At 70.9% G+C, this 18,079-nt stretch carries 18 protein-coding genes and 2 pseudogenes; 9 read left to right on the forward strand and 11 right to left on the reverse strand.

The features are described from left to right. Positions 1–122 precede the first annotated feature (122 nt). The 5 genes from rlmB to CP969_RS18340 all read right to left on the reverse strand — a co-directional run bounded on the left by rlmB (position 123) and on the right by CP969_RS18340 (position 4,912). Positions 123–1,064: a 23S rRNA (guanosine(2251)-2'-O)-methyltransferase RlmB gene (gene rlmB, locus CP969_RS18315; protein WP_004986515.1), complete on the reverse strand. Its 942-nt coding sequence runs from the start codon at positions 1,062–1,064 to the stop codon at positions 123–125. A gap of 127 nt (positions 1,065–1,191) precedes the next feature. Then, complete coding sequence (cysS, locus tag CP969_RS18320) at positions 1,192–2,592, reverse strand: cysteine--tRNA ligase (protein WP_016825671.1); 1,401 nt, start codon at positions 2,590–2,592, stop codon at positions 1,192–1,194. Positions 2,593–2,826: 234 nt separating this feature from the next. Further along, complete coding sequence (gene ispF / locus CP969_RS18325) at positions 2,827–3,324, reverse strand: 2-C-methyl-D-erythritol 2,4-cyclodiphosphate synthase (RefSeq protein WP_004986513.1); 498 nt, start codon at positions 3,322–3,324, stop codon at positions 2,827–2,829. Further along, entirely contained in the window at positions 3,314–4,090 is a 777-nt protein-coding gene (ispD, locus tag CP969_RS18330) for a 2-C-methyl-D-erythritol 4-phosphate cytidylyltransferase (protein WP_026085073.1), read from the reverse strand. The genes ispF and ispD overlap by 11 nt, the downstream gene beginning before the upstream one ends. 339 nt (positions 4,091–4,429) lie before the next feature. Further along, complete coding sequence (locus CP969_RS18340) at positions 4,430–4,912, reverse strand: CarD family transcriptional regulator (protein ID WP_003953493.1); 483 nt, start codon at positions 4,910–4,912, stop codon at positions 4,430–4,432. Between the two features lie 838 nt (positions 4,913–5,750). Between CP969_RS18340 and CP969_RS18350 the strand changes: the two genes are divergently transcribed. Then, positions 5,751–6,407: a copper chaperone PCu(A)C domain-containing protein gene (locus CP969_RS18350; protein WP_016825668.1), complete on the forward strand. Its 657-nt coding sequence runs from the start codon at positions 5,751–5,753 to the stop codon at positions 6,405–6,407. Positions 6,408–6,581: 174 nt separating this feature from the next. On the opposite strand, the gene CP969_RS18355 is transcribed toward CP969_RS18350, so the two are convergent. Next, on the reverse strand, positions 6,582–7,262 hold the full coding sequence (locus CP969_RS18355) for a two-component system response regulator PhoP (protein WP_016825667.1): 681 nt from the start codon (positions 7,260–7,262) through the stop codon (positions 6,582–6,584). Then, positions 7,259–8,563 (reverse strand): two-component system sensor histidine kinase PhoR, encoded by a 1,305-nt coding sequence (locus CP969_RS18360; protein WP_016825666.1) that lies wholly within the window; start codon positions 8,561–8,563, stop codon positions 7,259–7,261. The genes CP969_RS18355 and CP969_RS18360 overlap by 4 nt, the downstream gene beginning before the upstream one ends. Positions 8,564–8,832: 269 nt before the next feature. Here CP969_RS18360 and phoU point away from each other — a divergent pair, with 269 nt between their 5' ends. Next, positions 8,833–9,534 (forward strand): phosphate signaling complex protein PhoU, encoded by a 702-nt coding sequence (phoU, locus tag CP969_RS18365; protein ID WP_004986507.1) that lies wholly within the window; start codon positions 8,833–8,835, stop codon positions 9,532–9,534. Positions 9,535–9,652: 118 nt separating this feature from the next. Next, the gene (locus CP969_RS33260) at positions 9,653–9,808 is read left to right on the forward strand and encodes a hypothetical protein (RefSeq protein WP_016825665.1); all 156 of its coding nucleotides are present in this window, start codon (positions 9,653–9,655) and stop codon (positions 9,806–9,808) included. A gap of 163 nt (positions 9,809–9,971) precedes the next feature. On the opposite strand, the gene CP969_RS18370 is transcribed toward CP969_RS33260, so the two are convergent. Next, a complete protein-coding gene (locus CP969_RS18370; protein ID WP_016825664.1) occupies positions 9,972–11,363 on the reverse strand; it encodes an MDR family MFS transporter in 1,392 nt (463 codons plus the stop codon). 149 nt (positions 11,364–11,512) lie between these two features. Here CP969_RS18370 and CP969_RS18375 point away from each other — a divergent pair, with 149 nt between their 5' ends. Continuing rightward, positions 11,513–12,274: a phosphoglyceromutase gene (locus CP969_RS18375; protein ID WP_004986504.1), complete on the forward strand. Its 762-nt coding sequence runs from the start codon at positions 11,513–11,515 to the stop codon at positions 12,272–12,274. A 756-nt stretch (positions 12,275–13,030) separates the two neighbouring features. On the opposite strand, the pseudogene CP969_RS18385 reads toward CP969_RS18375, so the two are convergent. Both CP969_RS18385 and CP969_RS33875 read right to left on the reverse strand, forming a co-directional pair. Beyond that, positions 13,031–13,748 (reverse strand): annotated as a pseudogene (locus CP969_RS18385) (hypothetical protein). A gap of 18 nt (positions 13,749–13,766) precedes the next feature. Beyond that, positions 13,767–13,868: pseudogene (locus CP969_RS33875) on the reverse strand (helix-turn-helix transcriptional regulator); the annotation flags it as partial. A 237-nt stretch (positions 13,869–14,105) separates the two neighbouring features. Here CP969_RS33875 and CP969_RS18395 point away from each other — a divergent pair. The 4 genes from CP969_RS18395 (at position 14,106) to CP969_RS18410 (ending at position 16,536) form a co-directional block, all read left to right on the forward strand. Then, the gene (locus CP969_RS18395; protein ID WP_026085072.1) at positions 14,106–14,699 is read left to right on the forward strand and encodes a DUF4291 domain-containing protein; all 594 of its coding nucleotides are present in this window, start codon (positions 14,106–14,108) and stop codon (positions 14,697–14,699) included. Between the two features lie 199 nt (positions 14,700–14,898). Further along, entirely contained in the window at positions 14,899–15,090 is a 192-nt protein-coding gene (locus CP969_RS18400; RefSeq protein WP_223887084.1) for a hypothetical protein, read from the forward strand. Between the two features lie 246 nt (positions 15,091–15,336). After that, entirely contained in the window at positions 15,337–15,615 is a 279-nt protein-coding gene (locus CP969_RS18405) for a ScoMcrA-related endonuclease (protein ID WP_039831068.1), read from the forward strand. A 570-nt stretch (positions 15,616–16,185) separates the two neighbouring features. Continuing rightward, a complete protein-coding gene (locus CP969_RS18410; RefSeq protein WP_016825659.1) occupies positions 16,186–16,536 on the forward strand; it encodes an Imm10 family immunity protein in 351 nt (116 codons plus the stop codon). 336 nt (positions 16,537–16,872) lie between these two features. Here CP969_RS18410 and CP969_RS18415 read toward each other — a convergent pair whose 3' ends face one another. Further along, positions 16,873–17,349, reverse strand: a complete 477-nt coding sequence (locus CP969_RS18415) for an SLATT domain-containing protein (protein ID WP_050793895.1) — start codon at positions 17,347–17,349, stop codon at positions 16,873–16,875. 200 nt (positions 17,350–17,549) lie between these two features. On the opposite strand from CP969_RS18415, the gene CP969_RS18420 reads away from it, so the two are divergent. Further along, complete coding sequence (locus CP969_RS18420; RefSeq protein ID WP_026085070.1) at positions 17,550–17,978, forward strand: VOC family protein; 429 nt, start codon at positions 17,550–17,552, stop codon at positions 17,976–17,978. Positions 17,979–18,079: the final 101 nt, after the last annotated feature.

The following is an 18,079-nucleotide window of genomic DNA, read 5'->3' on the forward strand; positions in this document are numbered from 1 at the left end:
ACACTGCCTTGACCCGCCGGATGTGTCCGGACCGCGTCAAGCTGGCCCGGACCGTCCGGAACGCCCCCTGTGGGTGACGATGTCGCACACCCGTTCAGGCACCTCGCTCGTCCCCGGTGGCGTCAGCCCCGGCGCCGGGCCGCCTCGTACAGGACGATGCCCGCCGCCACGCCGGCGTTGAGCGACTCCGCGCCGCCCGGCATCGGGATCCGCACCCGGAAGTCGCACGTCTCGCCGACCAGTCGGGACAGCCCCTTGCCCTCACTGCCGACGACGATGACGACCGGGCCCTCGAGCGCGTCCAGCTCGCCGATCTCGGCCTCCCCGTCGGCGGCCAGGCCGACGACCACGATCCCGGCCTTCTTGTACGCCTCCAGGGCGCGCGTGAGGTTGGTGGCGCGGGCGACGGGCGTACGGGCGGCCGTCCCCGCGGACGTCTTCCACGCACCGGCGGTCATGCCGGCGGCGCGCCGCTCGGGCACGACGACGCCGTGGCCGCCGAAGGCGGAGACGGAGCGGACGACGGCGCCGAGGTTGCGCGGGTCGGTGACGCCGTCGAGGGCGACGATCAGCGGGTCCTCGTCCTCGTCGTGGGCGCCCGCGACCAGGTCCTCGGGGTGGGCGTACTCGTACGGCGGGACCTGGAGGACCAGGCCCTGGTGGTTCAGGCCGTTCGTCATGCGGTCGAGTTCGGGGCGGGGCGCCTCCATGAGGTTGATCCCGCCGCGCTCGGCCGCGAGCTGGAGCGCCTCGCGCACCCGCTCGTCGTTGTCGATGAACTGCTGGACGTACAGCGTGGAGGCGGGCACGCCCTCGCGCAGCGCCTCGACGACGGGGTTGCGCCCGACGACGAGTTCGGAGCTCGAGCGTCCCCCGCCGCGCCGCTGCTGCGGGCGGCCCTGGGCGCGGCGCGCCCTGGCCTGGGCGGCGCGCTGCTTGGCGTGGCCCTTGCGCATCTCGGCGGGCGGCGTCGGCCCCTTGCCTTCGAGGCCCCGGCGCCGCTGGCCGCCACTGCCGACCTGCGCGCCCTTCTTGCCGGACATGCGGCGGTTGTTCGCGGCCATGAGGTATCCGTCTTCCGTGAAGTGGTGGGTGTGTGCGTCGCGTCTGTGGATGTGTCCGTGCGGTGTGCCGCCCGGCGCCCCGGGCGGCACGGCCGATCGGGGGAGCCGCGGGGCTCCCCGTGGTCGCTCAGCGCGGGCCGAGGTTCCAGCGCGGCCCCTGCGGGCTGTCCTCGATGACCAGGCCGGCCTGGCCCAGCCGGTCGCGGATGGCGTCCGCGGTGGCCCAGTCCTTGCGGGCCCGGGCGGCCTCGCGCTGGTCGAGGACGAGGCGCACCAGGCTGTCGACCACCCCGTGCAGGTCCTCGCCCCGGTCGCCCTCGCCGGCCCAGTGCGGGTCGAGGGGGTCGAGCCCGAGGACGCCCAGCATGGCGCGGACCTCGGTGAGGCGGGCCACGGCGGCCTCCTTGTCGTCGGCGGCCAGCGCGCTGTTGCCCTGCCGGACGGTGGTGTGCACCACCGCCAGCGCCTGCGGCACGCCCAGGTCGTCGTCCATGGCCTCGGCGAAGGCGGGCGGCACCTCGGCGGACGGCTCCACCGGACCGCCGGCGAGTTCCACGGTGCGCTGCACGAAGCCCTCGATGCGCGCGAACGCGGACTCGGCCTCGCGCAGGGCCTCCTCGCTGTACTCGATCATCGAGCGGTAGTGCGGGGTGCCGAGGTAGTAGCGCAGCACGATGGGCCGCCACCGCTTGACCATCTCGCCGACGAGCACCGAGTTGCCGAGCGACTTCGACATCTTCTCGCCGCTCATGGTGACCCAGGCGTTGTGCACCCAGTAGCGGGCGAACTCGTCGCCGTAGGCCTTGGCCTGGGCGATCTCGTTCTCGTGGTGCGGGAAGACCAGGTCGAGGCCGCCGCCGTGGATGTCGAAGACGGTGCCGAGGTACTTGTGCGCCATCGCCGAGCACTCCAGGTGCCAGCCCGGGCGCCCGCGGCCCCACGGCGTCTCCCAGCTCGGCTCGCCGGGCTTGGCCGCCTTCCACATGGCGAAGTCGCGCGGGTCGCGCTTGCCGGTCTCGCCCTCGCCGGAGGGCTGGAGGAGGTTCTCCAGCTCCTGGTTGGACAGCTTCAGGTAGTCCGGGAACGAGGTGACGGCGAAGTAGACGTTGCCGTCGGCCTCGTAGGCGTGGCCGCGCTCGATGAGGCCGCGCATCATCTCGACCATCTCGGTGATGTGGCCGGTGGCGCGCGGCTCGTAGGTGGGGGGCAGGCAGCCGAGGGCGTGGTAGCCGTCGGTGAAGGCGCGCTCGTTCTCGTAGCCGATGGACCACCAGGGGCGGCCCTGCTCGGCGGACTTGGCGATGATCTTGTCGTCGATGTCGGTGACGTTGCGGATGAACGTCACCTCCAGGCCGCGGTACGCGAACCAGCGGCGCATGATGTCGAAGTTCAGCCCCGAGCGGATGTGCCCGATGTGCGGTGCCGCCTGCACGGTGGCACCGCACAGGTAGATCGAGACACAACCCGGCCGGAGCGGGATGAAGTCACGGATCTGCCGGGCGCTGGTGTCGTACAGGCGAATAGTCACCCCTCCAGGGTAGTCGGCACCGGGGTGTGCCCGGCGCCTTCCGGGGGTTTGGCGCGTACGGGTCGCCGCACACGGCCCGCGGACCGCCGGGACACGGGTGGCGGACCGGGCCCGCCGGCCCGCCGCCGACGGGCCGGTGGCAGGGCGAAGGCGGGGTGGCGCGGGGTGGTCGTGCCGGGGCCGCGTCGTCGCGCGGCCCGGCGGTCCCGCGTCCCTCCGGGGCCGCCGGACCGCTCAGCCCGTGCGGACGACCAGGGCCGTCGCCACCGCCATGAGCCCCTCTCCCCGGCCGGGGAAGCCGAGCCCGTCCGTCGTGGCCCCCGACACCGACACCGGCGCCCCGGCGGCCTCCGACAGGATCTTCTGGGCCTCCTCCCGGCGCTTGCCGATCTTCGGCCGGGGGCCGACGACCTGCACCGCGACGTTGCCGATCCGGAATCCGGCCTCCCGCACGATCCGCGCGGCCTCGGTCAGCAGCGTCACCCCGGACGCCCCGGACCACTCGGGCCGCCCGGTGCCGAAGTGCTGCCCCAGGTCGCCGAGCCCGGCGGCGGAGAACAGCGCGTTGCAGGCGGCGTGCGCGACGACGTCCGCGTCGGAGTGCCCGGCCAGCCCCGGGCCCTCGCCCTCCCACTTCAGGCCGGCGCACCACAGCTCCCGGCCGTCCTCGAAGGCGTGGATGTCGGTGCCGATGCCCACCTGCGGGAGCACCGGGAGCGCCTCAGAAGCCATCGTTGAGCCTCCTGCGGGCCAGGACCGCCTCCGCGAGGACCAGGTCGAGGGGGCGGGTGACCTTGAAGGCCTCCTCGTGGCCGGGGACGGTGACGACGGTCGGGCCGAGCTGCTCGACCATGCTCGCGTCGTCGGTGACGTCGTCCGTCACCGTCTCGTGCGCGCGCACCAGGGTGGCCCGGTCGAAGCCCTGCGGGGTCTGCACCGCGCGCAGCAGGGACCGGTCCGGGGTGGCGACCACGCGCTCGGGCCCGCCCGGTGCGCCGGCCGACTCGACCTGCTTGACGGTGTCGGCGAGCGGCAGCACGGGGACGACGGCGACGGCGCCGTCGCGGACGGCCTCGATGACGGCGTCCACGGTGTCCACGGGGACGAGCGGACGGGCCGCGTCGTGCACCAGGACGATGTCGTAGCCGGGCGGCAGCGCCTCCAGGCCGAGCCGCACGGACTCCTGGCGGCTCCCGCCGCCGGGGACGACCAGGAAGTCGGTGCGCTCGGGCAGGGCGTGCGCGTCGAGCAGCGTCCTGACCTCGGCGGCGCCGTCGGGCGGGGCCACGACGACGACCAGGGAGACGGCGCGGGAGGCGGCCATCGCGCGGATCGCGTGGATGAGCATGGGGGTGCCGCCGAGCGCCCGGAGTGCCTTGGGGACGCCCGGTCCGAGGCGCACGCCGCGGCCGGCGGCCGGGATCACGGCCGCCGTCCGGGCGGTCGCACGACCGGGTGCGGGGGTCGAGGGGGGCGGGGGGAGCGGATCGTCAGACATCGGTTCCTGTCAGGTTTGTGTGCTCGGCCTACCTGGGTATGGCCTGGGCGTACCCCCGCTCCCGAAGCGGGGGCAGTGCCGGGCGCGACGCCTCGACCAGCCCCTTCCGTGACTCTGGTCGGGCCGGCCGCCCGGGGCCCGGCACACCAGGGGCGGGGACGTGAGTGATGACACATTCCCCGGCGCGGCGCAAGTGCGACGCGGGCACCACGGTGCACGGAGTCCGGGTACGCACATGCCGCAGCGCCCGGCGACATCCAGGACGTCATCGGGCACCGCGGCATTTCGATGCGCTGAGCAGTGCGCTGAGCAGTGCTGAGCGAGAGGTGCTCCGCCTTCTCAGGAGGCGAGAACCTCGTCGAGCAGGGCCTCGGCCTTGTCCTCGTTGGTGTTCTCCGCGAGGGCGAGTTCGCTGACCAGAATCTGGCGCGCCTTGGCGAGCATGCGCTTCTCGCCGGCGGAGAGTCCACGCTCGCGCTCACGACGCCACAGGTCACGCACGACTTCCGCGACCTTGATGACATCGCCCGAGGCGAGCTTCTCCAGGTTTGCCTTGTAACGACGGGACCAGTTCGTGGGCTCCTCGGCATACGGCGCGCGCAGCACCTCGAAGACCCGGTCCAGCCCGTCCTGACCGACCACATCACGCACGCCGACGAACTCCGCATTGTCCGCTGGCACACGTACCGTCAGGTCACCCTGGGCGACCTTCAGCACCAAGTAGGTCTTGTCCACGCCTTTGATCTGGCGAGTTTCGATTGCCTCGATCAGCGCGGCCCCGTGATGGGGATAGACCACGGTGTCGCCAACCTTGAACGTCATGTGACAGGTACCCCTTCCGTGGCTATCCAGGGTAACACGGATACGGCGTGTTCTGAATGGCGTTTTCGCAGGTCAGGGCCATTCTCGGGGCTTGACAACAGCAACGGGGACGTGCTGCGGACGCCGAGCGGAAGCAGGTATTCGCAGGTGGGAGCGGCTCTCCGGGGCAAGTGAAACACGCACGTCACAGGCATCCGAAGGCCTGCACGAGCGGCCGAACATCCCCATATGTCCGGTTCCGAGTGCTCGACTTCCGCTACTCCGTTCGGTGAGCGGAGCCGGGTTCCGGTCGAATCCGGAATTGATCACACGGCGTGAGGACGAGCGGCGCGGTGATCAATTCCGAGGCCGTCCGCGCATTCCTTCACGGGAAATGCACGGCGCCCGGGACGGCTATCGCGACGTGCGAGGACGGCTATGGCGAAGGCGCCCGCGTGACGCGCCCGGCCCGCTTATGGGAATGGCCGAGGGCACCGGGCCGAAAGTGGCCCCTGAGTCATGTGGGTCACATGGGTCATAGGAGTCATGAGTGACGGATGAACGACGGACGGGCGACGGGCGCGTGCCGACCGGGTCCGTGAAGCACGGGTTCACGAACCGGGTTCACGAGCCGGTTCACGGCCCGGGTATCCGGGACGCACGAGCCCGTGCGCCACCGGACCGCCGCCGATGCGGTGACGCCGCCCGGGAGGAAAGCCGCCTTCCCGGGGAACGGGGTGTGCCTTGGGGAGGGTCGGGTGCGGTCGCTCGGGGGCGGCTCGGTAACCTAAGGCCGCTGACAGATCATTTAAGGCGGCTTTACGGCCGCCAACGCTCGAGTCAAGGAGTTGCCGCCGCCGTGAGCAGCAGCCTTCGACGCGGCGCCCTCGCCGCCGCCGCCATCGCGTTCTCGATCGCCTCGCTCTCCGCGTGTGCGGCCGGCAACAACGCCCAGACCCTGCAGATCAAGCCGGACAACGCGTCCACCACCGTCGGCGACATCAAGGTCCAGAACGCCGTGGTCGTCACCCAGCCCGACCTCGAGTCGACGGGCCCGGCCGTCGTCGCCGCCACGCTGTTCAACGAGGGCCGCACCGACCAGACCCTTGAGTCGATCACCCTCCCCGGCACCGGCAAGAGCGTCCAGCTCACCCCCGCCGAGGGCGGCAGCCTGACCGTCCCGGCCGGCGGTTCGCTCATCATCGGCGGCGAGGGCAACGCCTCCGCCGTCCTGCCGAGCAGCCGCGAGGCCGTCCAGGACGGCAACGCGCAGGAGGTCACCTTCACCTTCAGCAAGACCGGTGACGTGAGCCTGCGCGCGTTCGTCTACCCGGCCGAGAACTTCTTCAGCAGCTGGGGCCCGACCGAGATCCCGGCCGCGCCGGGCGCCTCGTCGCAGCCGTCGGCGGAGTCCTCCGACGAGCCGGCCGACGAGGGCGACGGGGCGACGGAGTCCGGGGCCCCGTCGGGCACCCCGACCGATGCCGCCTCGGCGAGCCAGCAGGCCGGCGACTGACCGGTCGCACGACGCACAGCACACGTGAAGGGCGGGCCCCCGCGCGGGGGCCCGCCCTTCACCGTGCCGGGACGCTCTCCGCGTCTTCTACGGTCCCGCAGTTCGCGGGCTTGCGGGTCTGCGGTCCTTGCGGCTCTCCTGCGGCTTCTGCGACTCCTACGGCTTTTACGCCTTCTACGGCTCGAACTTGTAGCCGAGACCGCGCACCGTCACCAGGTACCGCGGGGCGCCCGGGTCCGGCTCGATCTTGGCGCGCAGCCGCTTGACGTGGACGTCGAGCGTCTTGGTGTCGCCGACGTAGTCGGCGCCCCAGACCCGGTCGATGAGCTGCATGCGCGTCAGCACCCGGCCGGCGTTGCGCAGCAGCATCTCCAGCAGGTCGAACTCCTTCAGCGGCAGGTCGACCTTGGTGCCGCCCACGGTGACCACGTGCCGGTCGACGTCCATCCGCACCGGGCCGGCCTCCAGGGCCGCGGGGGCGGCCTCCTCCGGCTCGCCGCGGCGGCGCAGCACCGCGCGGATGCGGGCGACCAGCTCGCGCGAGGAGAACGGCTTGGTGACGTAGTCGTCGGCCCCTATCTCCAGGCCGACCACCTTGTCGATCTCGCTGTCCTTGGCGGTCACCATGATGACGGGGACATTGGAACGGCCGCGCAGCTGGCGGCACACCTCGGTGCCCGGCAGTCCGGGCAGCATCAGGTCGAGGAGGACGAGGTCGGCGCCGTTGCGCTCGAACTCGTCGAGTCCGTCGGGCCCGGTGGTCGCGACGGCGACCTCGAAGCCCTCCTTGCGGAGCATGTACGACAGGGCGTCGGAGAAGGACTCCTCGTCCTCGACGACGAGCACTCGGGTCACGGAAGGACCTCCGGGGAGGGAAGCGTTTCGTACGCGGATGGATCGGAAGAGTGGGGGGATGAGGGGTGCGATGAGGAGGGGGATCCTCCGGCCTCGCGGTCGAGGCCGGCGGACTCGTCCCGGTGGGACGTCTGACGGGTGCGGTCGCGGGCCGCTCCGGCCTCCGGCAGCCGCAGGGTGAAGGTGGAGCCCTGGCCCTCGGCGCTCCACACCGTGACCTCCCCGCCGTGCGAGGCGGCCACGTGCTTCACGATCGCGAGGCCCAGGCCCGTACCGCCGGTGGCACGGGAGCGGGCCGGGTCGACCCGGTAGAAGCGCTCGAAGACGCGCTCCTTGTCCTTCTCCGAGATGCCGATGCCCTGGTCGGTCACGGCGATCTCGAGCATGTCCCCGCCGGGCTGGGCGACCCTGCGGGCCGCGATGCCCACGCGGGTGCGGGCGGGCGAGTAGTTGACGGCGTTCTCGACGAGGTTGCCGAGCGCGGCGGCGAGCTGGCCGCGGTTGCCCCACACGTACAGGTCGGCGGTGCCGCCGGTGGCCATGGTGATCTCCTTGGTGCCGGCCGCGTGCCGGCACCGGTCGATGGCCTCGGCGACCAGTTCGTCCACGCGGACGGGTTCGGCGTCCTCGAGGGGGTCGTCGTTCTGCACCCGGGAGAGGTCGATGAGCTCCTGCACCAGGTTGGTGAGCCGGGTGGCCTCGATCTGCATGCGTCCGGCGAAGCGCTCCACGGCCTCCGGGTCGTCGGAGGCGTCCATGACGGCCTCGGAGAGCAGCGAGAGGGCGCCGACGGGGGTCTTGAGCTCGTGGCTGACGTTGGCGACGAAGTCGCGTCGCACCGCCTCGATGCGGCGGGCCTCGGTGAGGTCCTCGACGAGCAGCAGCACGAGCCGCGAGCCGAGCGGCGCCACCCGCGCGGAGACCGCGAGGGCCTCGCCGCGTCCGGTGCCCCGGCGGGGCAGGTCCAGCTCGACCTGCCGTATCTCGCCGTCCCGCCGGGTGTCGCGGGCCATCTGCAGCATCGGCTCCACGGCGAGCTTGCCGCCCCGGACCAGCCCGAGCGCGTACGCGGCGGAGCTGGCCTTGACCACGCCGTCGGCCTCGTCCAGGACGACGGCGGAGGAGCGCAGCACGGACAGGACGGTGTCGACCCCCGGCGGCAGGACCGGATCGGTGTGCAGGGAGGTGCGCGGGGGACGCCGTTGTTCGCGTTCGCTGAAGCGGAACGCCAGCATGGCGATGACACCGGTGAGCACCCCGGCGATCGCTGCCACTGCGGCGACCGCCGCGTTCACGTCCATGCGTCCAGGTTAGGCATGGCGCGGGCGGTGCCCACAGCCGTCGGAGGGCGAGCTCGAACACTCGTCGCCCAGAGTTCACCTTGGAGCCAGGGATGGTTCATGTGGGGTGACGGAACCGGACGCGTAAGGGACGGAACGTGGGAGCGTGGGGTTCGACCGTCGGCCGTGCGGGGTGCGCGATCGACGGTCCCGCGACGGGGCACCCGGCCCCGGACCTCGCAGGAGCCCAAGCCCCTGAACCCCTGTACAGACGCATGAGAGGAACCCTGATGCGGGACGCGTACCACGAGGAACTGGATTCGATCGGCGACGGTCTGGTGGAGATGGCCCGGCTGGTCGGGTCGGCGATCGGGCGCGCCACGACGGCCATCCTCGACGCCGATCTGAAGCTGGCGGAGAACGTGATCGAGGCCGACCAGAAGGTCGACGAACTCCAGCACGACCTGGAGGCCCGGGCCATAGCCCTGCTGGCGCGCCAGCAGCCGGTCGCCACCGACCTGCGCATCGTCGTCACCTCGCTGCGCATGTCGGCCGACCTGGAGCGCTCCGGCGACCTCGCGCAGCACGTGGCGAAGCTCGCCCGGCTGCGCTACCCGGCGCGCGCGGTCCCGCGCGACCTGCACGCCACGATCCTGGAGATGGGCCAGCTCGCGCAGCGCCTGATGGCGAAGGCGGCCGAGGTGATCATCACCAAGGACGTCGACCTGGCGCTCCAGCTGGAGCAGGACGACGACGCGATGGACCTGCTGCACCGCACGCTCTTCCAGCACCTGATGGACGACCGCTGGAAGCACGGCATCGAGACGGCCGTCGACGTGACCCTGCTGGGCCGCTACTACGAGCGCTTCGCCGACCACGCGGTCTCGGTCGCCAAGCGGGTCGTCTACCTGGTCACCGGAGAGCACGCGGACGAGATCCAGGCGGAGCTCCAGTCGGAGATCCAGACCGTGCCGGGGACGGAGGGGGCCTGACCTGGCCGGTGGTGCGCGGGGGGATCGGCCGGGGCGCTCCTGAGCCTCAGTGCGCCGTTGATGCGCCCGGTGGGGCGGGCGTCCAATGGGCACAGGCACCAGCCTCGAGGAGGGACCCATGGCCGAATCCCCCGGCACGTCGACCGACCCCACGCAGGAGCGCGAGACCGAGCAGCCCGCCGAGATCAGGAACCTGCCGCTGATCGCCGCGTGCGGCTGCGGCTCGGGCTGCGGGTGCGGGTGCCAGTCGGGCGGCCCCTGCCAATGCGGCTGACGCCGCGCGCACGCGAACCCGCATCATCCGCCGAAACCCGTTACAACCTGATATAACGCGGTACAACCCAGTACGGACGGAAGGCCCGGTGACCCTGACCGCCGGGCCTTCCGTCTGTCGGTGGTTGCTCCTGCCGGCGGCTCCCTCTGCCGGTGGTTCCCTCTCAGGAAGCGCCGACCTCCGGCTTCCCTTCGAGGGCCCCGACCGACCCGCCCGGCACCTGTCCGCCCGGCGTCTTCCCGGTCGGCCTCTCCTCATCCGGCCTCTCCCCGCCGGGCGCCTTCCCGGTCTGCGTCTTCCCGGTCGCCGTCTTCCCGGTCGGAACCGCCTCCTCGGTCGCCACCGTCGCCTCGGCCGACAGCCGTCGCATCAGCACGGCGTAGCCGACTCCGGCCCCCGTACCAATGACGGCGCACAGGCCCCACAGCCACTCGGCCCCGAACCGGTCGATCACGGCGCCCGACATCAGCGGGGCGACGAGCGCGGCGACGGCCCAGGACATGGTGTACATCCCCTGGTAGCGCCCGCGTCCGTGCACCGGGGAGAGCCGGACCACGAGACCGGTCTGGGTGGGCGCGTTGACGATCTCGGCGAGGGTCCACACGCAGACCGTGAGGGCGAAGACGCCGACCGACCCGGCGAAGGCGGTGAGGCCGAAGCCGTACCCGGCGAGCAGCGAGGAGATCACCAGCAGCCGCCCGGGGTCCCGGTGCTCGATGAACCGGGTGACCGGGATCTGCAGCACGACGATGAGCACGCCGTTGACCGCGATGGCCAGGCCGTAGTCGGCCGGGGTGAACCCCGCCGCGCCCATCGCGACGGGCAGACCGACCGAGCCCTGCTGGAAGATCACCGCGACCAGGAAGGACAACCCGACGACCCCCATGAACCGCCCGTCGCGCAGCACCGTCCCCAGCCCCACGGACTCCTCCCGCGCCTGCTCCGCGCTGCTCCGCACGGGCTTCGACTCGGGCAGCTTCACGAAGACGACGACGGCGCACACCATCGTCATCACGGCCTCGATGAGGAACCCGGCGAGGTAGCTGTACTCGGCGATGAACCCGGCGGCCATGGAGGAGACGGCGAAGCCGAGGTTGATGGCCCAGTAGTTGAGGGAGAAGGCGCGGATGCGGTCCTCGGGCCGCACGATGTCCGCCATCATCGCCTGGACGGCGGGCCGGGAGGCGTTGGAGGCCATGCCGACGAGGAAGGCGACGCCGGCGATGGCGACGGGGTCGTGCACGAACCCGAGCAGCGCGACGGACACCGCCGTCGACGCCTGCGCGACCAGCAGTGTGGGCCGCCGTCCGAGCCGGTCGGTCATCACCCCGGCGCCCAGCGACGAGATCACCCCGCCGAGGCCGTGCAGGGCGGCGACGAGACCGGCGTAGGTGGCGGAGTAGCCGCGGTCGAGGGTCAGGTAGAGCGCCATGAAGGTGGCGACGAAGGCGCCGAGCCGGTTGACCAGGGTGCTGGTCCACAGCCACCAGAACGCCGGGGGCAGCCCGGAGACGGTCTGGCGGACCGCGTGTCTCGCACGGGCTACGGATGACATGGGACCCCCCGGATGTAAGTGGCTGGAAAGGCAAGCAGACCTTACGGAGGGTTCGTGTCCGGGGGCCACTCGATTAACAGATCCCGTCAACCGTCCGACCGGCGGGCGCCCCGCGCAGCAAGGACGGGCCTTCGATTACGCTCGGGCACATGGCCGACGCACCGTACAAGCTGATCCTCCTCCGCCACGGCGAGAGCGAGTGGAACGAGAAGAACCTGTTCACCGGCTGGGTGGACGTCAACCTCACTCCGAAGGGCGAGAAGGAGGCGACGCGCGGCGGCGAGCTGATCAAGGAAGCCGGCCTGCTGCCCGACGTGCTCCACACGTCCCTCCAGAAGCGCGCGATCCGCACCGCGCAGCTCGCGCTGGAGGCCGCCGACCGCCTGTGGATCCCGGTCAGCCGCAGCTGGCGCCTCAACGAGCGTCACTACGGTGCCCTCCAGGGCAAGGACAAGGCGCAGACCCTCGCGGAGTTCGGCGAGGAGCAGTTCATGCTGTGGCGCCGCTCCTACGACACCCCGCCGCCCCCGCTCGACAACGACGCCGAGTACTCCCAGTTCTCCGACCCGCGCTACGCGACCCTCCCGCCGGAGCTGCGGCCGCAGACGGAGTGCCTGAAGGACGTCGTCGTCCGGATGCTCCCGTACTGGTTCGACTCGATCGTCCCCGACCTGCTGACCGGCCGCACGGTCCTGATCGCCGCCCACGGCAACAGCCTGCGCGCCCTGGTCAAGCACCTCGACGGCATCTCGGACGCGGACATCGCGGGCCTGAACATCCCGACGGGCATCCCCCTGTACTACGAGCTCGACGCCGACTTCAAGCCGGTCACCCCCGGCGGCAAGTACCTCGACCCGGAGGCGGCGGCCGCCGCGATCGAGGCGGTCAAGAACCAGGGCAAGAAGAAGTAAGCGCCCACGAACAAGCCCCCTACCTGCAGTTTCTCCGCCGGGAGGGGGCTTTTCGCTGCCTCTGGGCCGCCGCTGGGCTGTGTTCGGCTATGAGCGAGGCTTCGTGAGAATCTCGCCCTTCACCTGAAAGGCCACCAGGAACGCCGTCACGGCAGCGGCCGCCATCGGTGCTGGAGACCAGACACCGAGGACGCCGATCGCGCCGCCGATGAGGATGAACGGGAGCTCTCGGGGGGCCAGGTAGAGCGCGAGGCCAGGGCGTGACAACATGTCCTTCTCCAGTTGTGCGTTTCGGCGTCCTGCTACGGATCTTTCGCAATGCACCGACGGAGACGAGAGCCACCCCCTGCCCGGGGTGGCTCTCACCATTCGGCAGGCAGGACGCTACCCCCTTCTAAGGGGGCTTCACAAATGGCCTGCTAAGCGTCTTCCTTGGGTATCGTCCTGTCTCCCACTGGGGATGCGGGAGTCCTTCTTGGATGGTGCGGCTAGCTTCCTTCCATGGATGGAACAAGACCTTCCACGGATGGAACGTCTGCCCAGGTGAGCGGGCCGCTCCCTCGAAACGTTGCTCGGCAGCAACCGGCTCGGCAGTTGCTCCGGACGACGTACTCTCGATGACTTATCTATCTGCCACGAAAGATGGCTTATCTATCTGCCGTGAAAGATAGCTAGCGAGCCTGTTATTTTCTTCGCTGACAGCTATCACGGATACCGCTTCGCTAAATAGTGAAGCGGATTAGAAGCGGACTACGCCTAACCTGACCAGCTTTCGCTGTATATCTTGTGGACCGCTCTCCGGGTCCGCTCGCTACTGGTCGGCATCAAGTGTGCGTACACGCGGAGCGTCAGACCCGGATCGAGTGACCGAGGTACTCGGCGAGGGCCTTGATGTTCTCCCCCCGTGTCCAGGAGCACCGAGGCGTAGAAGTGGCGGAGGGCGTGCATGCCGTTCTCTCTGGACTCGACGTACGGCCGGCCCCGCTCCGGGCACGGGGATGACGCCGGCCGCAGCCAGCGCCGGTTTCCACGCCTCCTCGTTGAGTGACGTACGCCAGACGTGCCCGCCGCGCGGCCCGGTGCGGATGTGCGCCGGCTGGAAGGAGCCGAGCGGGCGCGAGCCGAAGTAGGGGAAGGTGTGCAACCGCAGTTGCGACTCCCTCGAGGCTTGGGTGTTCGGGTCGGCGCCCTGTGTGGCGACCCGGCGTTCGGCGTACTGCTGGAAGGTGATCCGGGCGGCGCGCGGGTCGATGTACCGCCCGCGCGCCATGTCCGCCTCGATGTGCGCCAGCCACTGATCAGCGAGCCGCTTCTGGCGGTCGGGGAAGTTCTTGGCCTTCTCCGTGCCGTCCGGGCCGACGTAGCGAGCGCGGTAGCGGAGACCGGACCCGCAACGCTCGGTTTTGACCTTGCGCGCCTTCCCGTCCGGGCCGGACTCGGTTCTGTACCAACGGCCTTGGACGTGCCCGGTCATCAGGCGGCAGTCCCTTCCCGCAGGGTCGTAGCGCAGGTGCCGGCCGACCCGGAAGCCACGGGGACCGGTGCGCTTGCGGCGCCGCTGGTAGACCGTCTCGACGCTGGGCAGGTCGAACATCGCCACCAGGTCGTCGTCAGGAGTCAGGTACCGCGACGGCGGACCGCGCGGCTCGGAGACCGCTTCCGCGACAGCGAGGCAAGGACGGGGAGCCGTCGCGCTCCGCACGACCTCACCGGCGCTCGGCTCGCCTCCGATGCCTCGGCTTGGTTCCACGACCTGCTACCGCTGACTCGGTGGCCTTTCGCCGCGGTAATTCGATGGTGCGTGCGAGGCGGTGTGTTCACCCTGGTCCATGTGACAGAACCCAAACACCGGATTCGAGCAGTGCACACGGACTCCACGGTCACCGTCTACCAGGCGTACGCGCCGGAGATCGGGCTGCCGGCCGCCCGGGAGGGCCGTTTCCCGGCGGTGTGGAAACGGAACCGGATGACATGGATCAAACCGTCGTTCCTGTGGATGATGTACCGCTGCGGCTGGGGCACCAAGGAAGGCCAGGGGACCGTTCTGGCCGTCGAGATCACCCGGGAAGGCTTCGAGTGGGCACTGGAGCACGCTTGCCTGTCCCACTATGAACAGGGGCTCCACGGCGACCGCGCCACGTGGAAGCGCCGGCTGAGGCGGGCTCCTGCCCGGGTGCAATGGGACCCCGAACGCGATCTGCGCCTTCAGCCGCTTCCCCACCGCTCGCTCCAGCTCGGCCTCACCGGTGAAGCCGCACGTCTCTACGCCGACGAGTGGATCGTCTCCATCACCGACGTCACGCCGCTCGCCCACGCCGTCCATGCCCAGGTACGGAGTGGAGACCTGGACATCGCCCGGCAACTCCTCCCCCGGGAACGTCCCTACCCCATGAACGACGAACTCCTGGCCCACCTGCACCAGTGAGCCGAGCCGGCCAAACGAGATGTCTCGCAAAGAGGCGACGCGGGCTTGAGACCTGCCGGGAGCACTGACGCGGCACGCGCCGAACCGGTCATGGTCCGGCGCGTTCGACGTGGGTGAGGACCGATACCGGGATTGCGGCGACGACCGCTTCGTGGCCGTCGGGACGCGGTACCGGTACGGCGGGTCCCCGAAGAACGCCTTGGCCCACTGTCGGGAGGCCGCCGGGGCGGACGGCTGGCGACCGAGCACCACGGCCGAGGGCGAGACGGGGTCCGGTTGTTTCACCGAGTCGATGGGCGGGACGACCGCCTACCTGGGCGTAGAGAGTCCGGACGACGGTCTGCTCCATGTGGAGATCGTCGCGGACCGCGCGGGTTCGCAGCGGTGCTGAGGAATTGACCGGCTCCGGCCCCGGTGCTCTACGGCGGAGCAGGGGCGAGGTCGGCCCGCAGCAGGCGCACATCGGTTGCGCGCCGACAGGCTCAGCCAACAGGGGGCCGCCGCACGTGAGGGACTTGGGTCATCACTTCCCGAAGAACTGATCGAGTGCCTCGCGCCCTTGTCCCGGTCCTTGGAACTTCCGGCCGAAGTCGTTCCACCGTCCGCGAGTGTCAGTGGCCGGCCGTACCCTACGGCCATGCACAAAGGAGCAATCACACGGGGGTCAGTGCTCAAGGCCATTGCCGAGCACGACGAGTTGGGCCGCGAGGCGTTCCTGGAGGCGTACCACTTCGGCAAGGCCCGTTCGTACGTTCTCGTGCACGAGGGGCGGGAGTACGACTCGAAGGCGATCGCCGGCGTGGCGCACAAGTGGGACCAAGGCCGCGCGCTGACTCCCGGTGAGTTCAGCGGCGGAAAGGACCACGCAGTCTCCTGGCTGCGGCGCCTCGGCTTCCAGGTCGAGGAGTTGAGCTAGTGGCTCACCTCCGCGCCATGGCGGAGGACGGGACAAGGCGCGTGGACGCGTGACGGCCGGCCCTGTGGACGTGGATCGGGACGCTGACACAGCTTGTCTCCCCACCTGTCACGCCGCACAGCAGCGAAGTACAGCAACCGCCGTGACCATCGGCGTCCGTCACGGCCTCCGGACAGCCACGTGAGCGGCCGGGCAGACCTCGGCAACCGCCCCGCGCCCGTGACTCGCATCCAGGGGCAGGTCGGCATCCACGCCCGACATCGACGACAACGGGTACGAACGGACGCCGCGGGACCCCTGCGGAGCACAGACAACCCCACGGCCCGGACCACCAGGACCGCGACCATCACGCGATCGAACCCCCCTGAAGCGGGTGTCGCGGGTTCGAACCCTGCCGGGGGTGCGGGGGAAGAGGCCACCTGCCGACGTCGGTAGGTGGCCTTGTGCGAGCAGTGAACCGCCTCGGGTGTTTGTCAGGGGTCTCTGCCAGAACACGTGCATGGCGTATGGCGTACAGGTTCACAGCGCAATTCGCCAGGGGGGGTCGATGATCCGGACCAGGAACCGTGCGTGCAGGCGGGGGTGGCCGAGTCCGACGACGAGGAGAGCTTCTCTCTGCACTTCATGTGCGGCTTCGAGGAGTCCGATGCGCAGGAGATGTCCCTGGGCATGGACACGTACTGCCTCGTCGCACCTGACCAGAGCGCTGCTTACGGCTGCGTACGCACGGTGGAGTTCGAACGGGACCTGTTGCGCGTGCCCCTGGATCCTGAGTCGTTGGATGACCTTGACCTGGAGGACCACGTCATCGAGGTCGTGCTCCAAGCGCCGGTGGAGGATGTGGCGCGCATGCGGGAAGTGCTGCCCCGGATCTTGGAGTACGGGCGACCGGATGCCCGACCGAGACTGACCATGGCGTAACGCCCATGGCCGTCACCCCGTGTCGTTGCGGCCGACCTCGGCGGTTGACACCAGCGGCGGTGAAACGGCCGCGGCCGGCCGAGGGCGCGCTGCTCACGGGCCGGCCCTCGTCACGCCGTCCTCGCTGCTCGGCGACGAGGCCCTGCTCGCCCAGCTCTGCAACGCCGTCCGTTCCTCCTCGTCGCCCAAGGGTGGGGTGAAGGAGGCGAACAGGGCCGCCGCGCCGCCCGGGAGCAGGAGTTGCAGGGCGCCGGGGATGCGCCGGCCCGGGGCGAGCAGAGCGTGCGGCCTCGGGCCGCGCCCCGCATGAGTACGCCTACGCAGCTGTCCGGAGGCTCAAGGGAGCGGCGGGCCACCCGGGGGCGGGCCGAGGGGCGGGGAGGTCTGGGTTCGTTGTTCGACCCACTGGCGGAGTTCGTCGTCGCCCACCCGCTCGACCGTGGCGAGGAGTTCCTGCCGGGCTCCTTCGTCGCGGTCGGCCGCGGGGAGGAGGCGGTAGCGGTTGACGGCTCGGCGGAGCGCCTCGTGCGACTGGGCCGCCAGGACGTAGCGGGGGCCGTGTCCGAACACCTGCCGGAAGCCGGTGAAGAACAGGGCCCCGCCGGCGATGAGGGCCGTCAGCCACGCCGGGGCGCCGAGCCCCGCCGCGACCACGGTGGAGGAGGCGGTGGCGAGGGCGCCCAGCTCGGTCAGGCGGTACCACCGTCGGGACGAGTTCCGCACCCGTTCGTAGAAGGCCAGTTCCCCCTGGGCCAGGGCCAGCACGGGGTCCGGGGCGTCCAGCCAGTCGGCATCGGGTATCCGTCGGCGCATGAGCACATGGTGTCCTCGGGAGGCCGCGCACGGAACACGTTTTGACCGGTTCCCGAGGCGGGGGCGCGGGACGGGGCTTGCGGGACCGGCACCTTCGTCCGGTGGGCCGCGGAGCACGCGGACGCCTTCAGGGCGTAGGTCCCCCGTCCGCCCCCGCCTGCCTCCGCCCGATCGGCCGCCGGTCACGGCACAGTGGGGGCATGGAGGAAGACGGCAGGAATCTTCTGGCCCGGGGACGCGTGGCGACCAGGCTGCCGGCCCGGGACCTGGAGCGGGCGCGGCGTTTCTACTCCGAGAAGCTCGGTCTGGACCCCGTCGACGAGCGGCCGGGCGGGCTGCTGTACCGGTGCGGCGACACGGAGTTCGCCGTGTTCCGGTCGGCGGGCGCCTCGTCCGGGACCTTCACGCAGATGGGGTGGCAGGTCGACGACATCGAAGCGGTCGTGGCGGAGCTGAGGCGGCGCGGCGTGGTGTTCGAGTCGGTCGACCTGCCGGGGTTCCGGACGGCGGAGGACGGGATCGCCGAGATCGAGGGGAACTACCCGAGCAAGGGCGCCCGCGGCGAACGCGCCGTCTGGTTCCGTGACAGCGAGGGGAACCTGCTGGGCATCGGCGAGCCCGTCGTGTGAACGGGTCCGCAGCGGGCGCGGGCCGTGCTCTCCTCCCTGTTCCCCTCCGTGCCCTGCCCGTGCTCCGCTCCCTGGAGCCGGAGCGGACCGCCTGCCGGATG

Origin of the sequence: Streptomyces viridosporus T7A, from assembly GCF_008704515.1 — a bacterium.
Taxonomy (GTDB): Bacteria; Actinomycetota; Actinomycetes; order Streptomycetales; family Streptomycetaceae; genus Streptomyces; species Streptomyces viridosporus.